The 3,458-nt window shown below is 65.9% G+C and carries 2 protein-coding genes and 2 pseudogenes; 3 read left to right on the top strand and 1 reads right to left on the bottom strand.

The genetic code is table 11. The features are described from left to right. From ampD to QO207_RS31305, 3 genes and pseudogenes are all read left to right on the top strand, one after another. A partial coding sequence (ampD, locus tag QO207_RS31295; RefSeq protein ID WP_301536119.1) for a 1,6-anhydro-N-acetylmuramyl-L-alanine amidase AmpD occupies nucleotides 1-450 on the top strand: 450 nt, incomplete at its 5' end. Continuing rightward, nucleotides 447-1,283, top strand: coding sequence for a regulatory signaling modulator protein AmpE (gene ampE / locus QO207_RS31300; protein WP_301536120.1), 837 nt, complete (start codon nucleotides 447-449; stop codon nucleotides 1,281-1,283). The genes ampD and ampE, both read left to right, overlap by 4 nt. A 215-nt stretch (nucleotides 1,284-1,498) precedes the next feature. Then, nucleotides 1,499-3,262: pseudogene (locus tag QO207_RS31305) on the top strand (methyl-accepting chemotaxis protein); the annotation flags it as partial. On the opposite strand, the pseudogene QO207_RS31310 reads toward QO207_RS31305, so the two are convergent. Continuing rightward, nucleotides 3,255-3,458, bottom strand: a pseudogene (locus QO207_RS31310) (PstS family phosphate ABC transporter substrate-binding protein); the annotation flags it as partial. The pseudogenes QO207_RS31305 and QO207_RS31310 sit on opposite strands and share 8 nt — an antisense overlap.

Genomic DNA, 3,458 nt, shown 5'->3' on the forward strand with positions numbered 1-3,458 from the left:
TGCAAGGTTCAGGAATTCTTCCAGAACCGCCTCGACGCCGACGAGCATCCGTACTTCGCCAGCATCTGCAGCCTGACTGTCTCGGCGCACTTCCTGATCGAGCGCGACGGTTCGCTGTTCCAGTTCGTCTCGTGCAACTCGCGCGCCTGGCATGCCGGCGTGTCGCGCTTCGACGGCCGCGAGAACTGCAACGACTTCTCCATCGGCATCGAGCTGGAAGGGACCGACACCGAGCCCTACAGCGACCGCCAGTACGAAGTGCTCGCCGACCTGGCCCGGCAGCTGCGCAAGACCTACCCGGGGATCACCCCGGCGCGCATCCAGGGCCATTGCGACATTGCCCCGGAGCGCAAGACCGATCCGGGCGAGTCGTTCGACTGGCCGCGTTTCCTCACCAGCATCGGCGCCGAGGGTGGCGCCGGCCGTGCTGCGAACAAGGAGTCGACATGAGTTTCCTGGTGCTGTTGCTGGTCCTGGTGATCGAGAAGTTCTCCGGCTGGCGCGGGCGGATTCAGCGCGACGGCCTGTGGCTCGGCTGGCTGGACACGGTGGGCGGGATCAAGTCGCTCAGCGAGCGCCCCTGGCTGGGCATCCTGGTCGCTGTGCTGCCGCCGCTGCTGTTGCTGGCGCTGCTGCTGACCATCCTCGACCCGGTCGCCTACGGCCTGCTGGCACTGCCGGTGCAGTTGCTGGTGGTGGTGTGGAGCCTGGGCCGTGGCGACGTGCTGCGCGCCATCGGCCCGTTCCGCGATGCCTGGCGCCGCGAGGATGCCCAAGGCGCCTATCACGTCGCTGAGCGCGACCTCGGTGTGCAGGCCGAGAGTGACGATGATCTTCTCGCCCAGGTTCAGGGCACGCTGGTCTGGCAGGCCTACCAGGCATTCTTCGCGGTGATCTTCTGGTACGCGCTGCTCGGCCCGGTGGCGGCGCTGGCCTATCGGCTGCTCGCCATTGCGGCGGATCAGGGCCGCCAACCGCTGCTGCGCGAGCGCGCGGCGCAGTTGCGGCATGCCTTCGACTGGCTGCCGGCACGGGCACTGGTGCTGAGTTTCGCCCTGGTGGGCAACTTCGTCGCAGTCACCCGCATGCTGCTGCACGATCTGCTGGCCTGGGACGTGCCTGCCGCTCGTCTGCTCGCGCGCGCTGGCTACGTGGCCGAAGACTTCAACGAGGGCGGGCTGGGTGCCAAGGGCGTCGCCAGCCTGGATGCCTTGTGGCAGCTGCTGGTGCGCTCCGCAGTGCTCTGGTACGCGGTGTTCGCCGTCTGGACCCTGCTGCTCTGAAACGCCCGGATCGGGCCGGCGCCCGCCGGTCCGATGATGGCATTTTAACCTTAAGTTACAGAACTCCCTGCCGATATCAGGTACACATCCAGACCTGAGTGCGTGGTGACGGTCACTGCCTGACACGTTGAGCGCTCGCGGCGACGGCCCATCCAGGGTGCGCTGCACCATCCCCGACAAGCGACATAACAATAACGGGAACAGGAGACGTCTTTGTGAGGACCGTGCTCTATCCGGCCATCGCGCTGATGAACCGTCTGAGCTTCGGCATGAAGTTCAGCCTGATCAGCGTGCTGTTCTTCCTGCCGATGCTGATCACCAACTTCTACCTGGTGCGCGACTCCTACGGGCAGTTCGTCAGTACCCGCGCCGAGCTGGAAAGCCTGCAACTGATCAGCGACGGGCTGAAGATCCGCCGCAACCTCGAAGCCTACAACGATCTGCTGCAGATCAACGGCGTACTCGGGCAATCCAACAAGTCCGGCGGTATCGACTCGCGCATCAGCCAGTTGCACAAGGATCTGCAGGGGCAGATCGGCGGGCTGCAGCCGGTGACGTCCGACGCCGAGCAGATCAGCGAATTCAACGCCAAGCGCGACGAGTTGCTGGCCAGCCTGAAGGGCGTCGACGCCGAAGGTTCGCTGCAGAGCAAGTCGGCCATGGCCGCGCGCCTGCTCAGCGAAGTGCAGGTATTCAACAAGCTGCTGGTGTCCCAGGCAGGCCTCAGCCAGGACGACGCCCGCGACCTGCGCCAGCTCGCCGAACTGATCACCTCCGGCACCCCGCAAGTCACCGAGACCCTCAGCCAGGGCCGTACCATGGGCGCCAGCGCGCTCGGCCAGGGCTTCCTCAACTCGTCCACCAGCAGCAAGCTGGACGACCTGCTGCAGGAGCTGGAGAAGCTCCATGCCGAATACGGCCTCAAGCTGCAGGACGCCCTCGGCGCCAGCGCTGCGGCGCAGGCTGAACTGTCCGCCGACGCCCAGGCCAGCCGCGAAACCATCAAGGCCATGGGCAAGCTGTTCGAAGACAAGGTGGTGATGGCCGACACCCTCGACACGCCCTGGCTCGACTTCTACGAGCAGGTCAGCAAGGCGATGGAACACACCTATCGCCTGGACGACCACGTCCTGCAATTCGTCGACGGCGCCCTGCAGGCGCGCCTGGCCAGCAAGCAGCGGCAGATGGTCCTGCTGGTCGTCGCGCTGCTGGTGGTGTTCGTCTCCATCGTCTACCTCTACGGCGGTTTCTACGTCTCCACCCGCAGCACCCTGAAGAGCCTGGGCGCGATGATGGAGCGGGTCGCCGCTGGCGACATGACCGTCAACTTCAAGGCCCAGAGCCGCGACGAGCTGGGCGAACTGGGCGATGCCTTCAACCAGACCGTTTCGAAGATTCACGACCTGATCGAGCAGGTCGGCCGCACCGTCGGCGAAGTGGAACGGCAGACCGTACGCGTCGAATCGGTGTCCGCAGAAAGCAACCAGGCCGTGGCTGGCCAGCGCAACCAGATCGAGCAGGTCGCCACGGCGATGAACCAGATGGCCGCGACCGCCCAGGAAGTCGCGCGCAGCGCCGCCGTGGCGGTGGGCAGCGCGCACAACGTGAACCAGGAAACCACCAGCGGCCGCGCCCTGGTGGCGTCCCAGGTGGGCAGCATCCAGCGCCTAGCCGGCGAGATCGACGAGTCGGTGGCGGTGATCAACCAGCTGGCCGCCGACAGTTCCTCCATCAGTCGCGTGCTCGATGTGATCAAGGGCATCGCCGAGCAGACCAACCTGCTGGCGCTCAACGCCGCCATCGAAGCGGCGCGCGCCGGTGAGCAGGGCAGGGGCTTCGCGGTAGTGGCCGACGAGGTACGTACCCTGGCCAAGCGCACCCAGCAGTCCACCGAAGAGATCGAGCAGATGATCGCGCGCCTGCAGAACGGCGTCGGCGCGGCGGTGAAAGCCATGGGCAGCAGCCACCAGACCGCCGACCGCCGCACAGGCGGGTGGAGGAGAAGATGGCGTCGACCTGCTGCATGGTCAGACCCTTGATGGGGTTGTCCTTGTGCACGAAGATCGCCAGGGCGTCCACGGCAACCGGAACAGCGGTCGGCTTGTAGCCGTACTTCTGTTCGAAGGCCTGCAGCTCGACGTCCTTCATCTTGCGGCTCATCGGGCCCAGGTTGGC

This window comes from Pseudomonas sp. CAN1 (assembly GCF_030462585.1).
Taxonomy (GTDB): Bacteria; Pseudomonadota; Gammaproteobacteria; order Pseudomonadales; family Pseudomonadaceae; genus Pseudomonas.

Excerpts from the sequence above, each read along its gene's own strand:
- ampE (WP_301536120.1), top strand. The coding sequence starts at position 447 with ATGAGTTTCCTGGTGCTGTTGCTGGTCCTGGTGATCGAGAAGTTCTCC.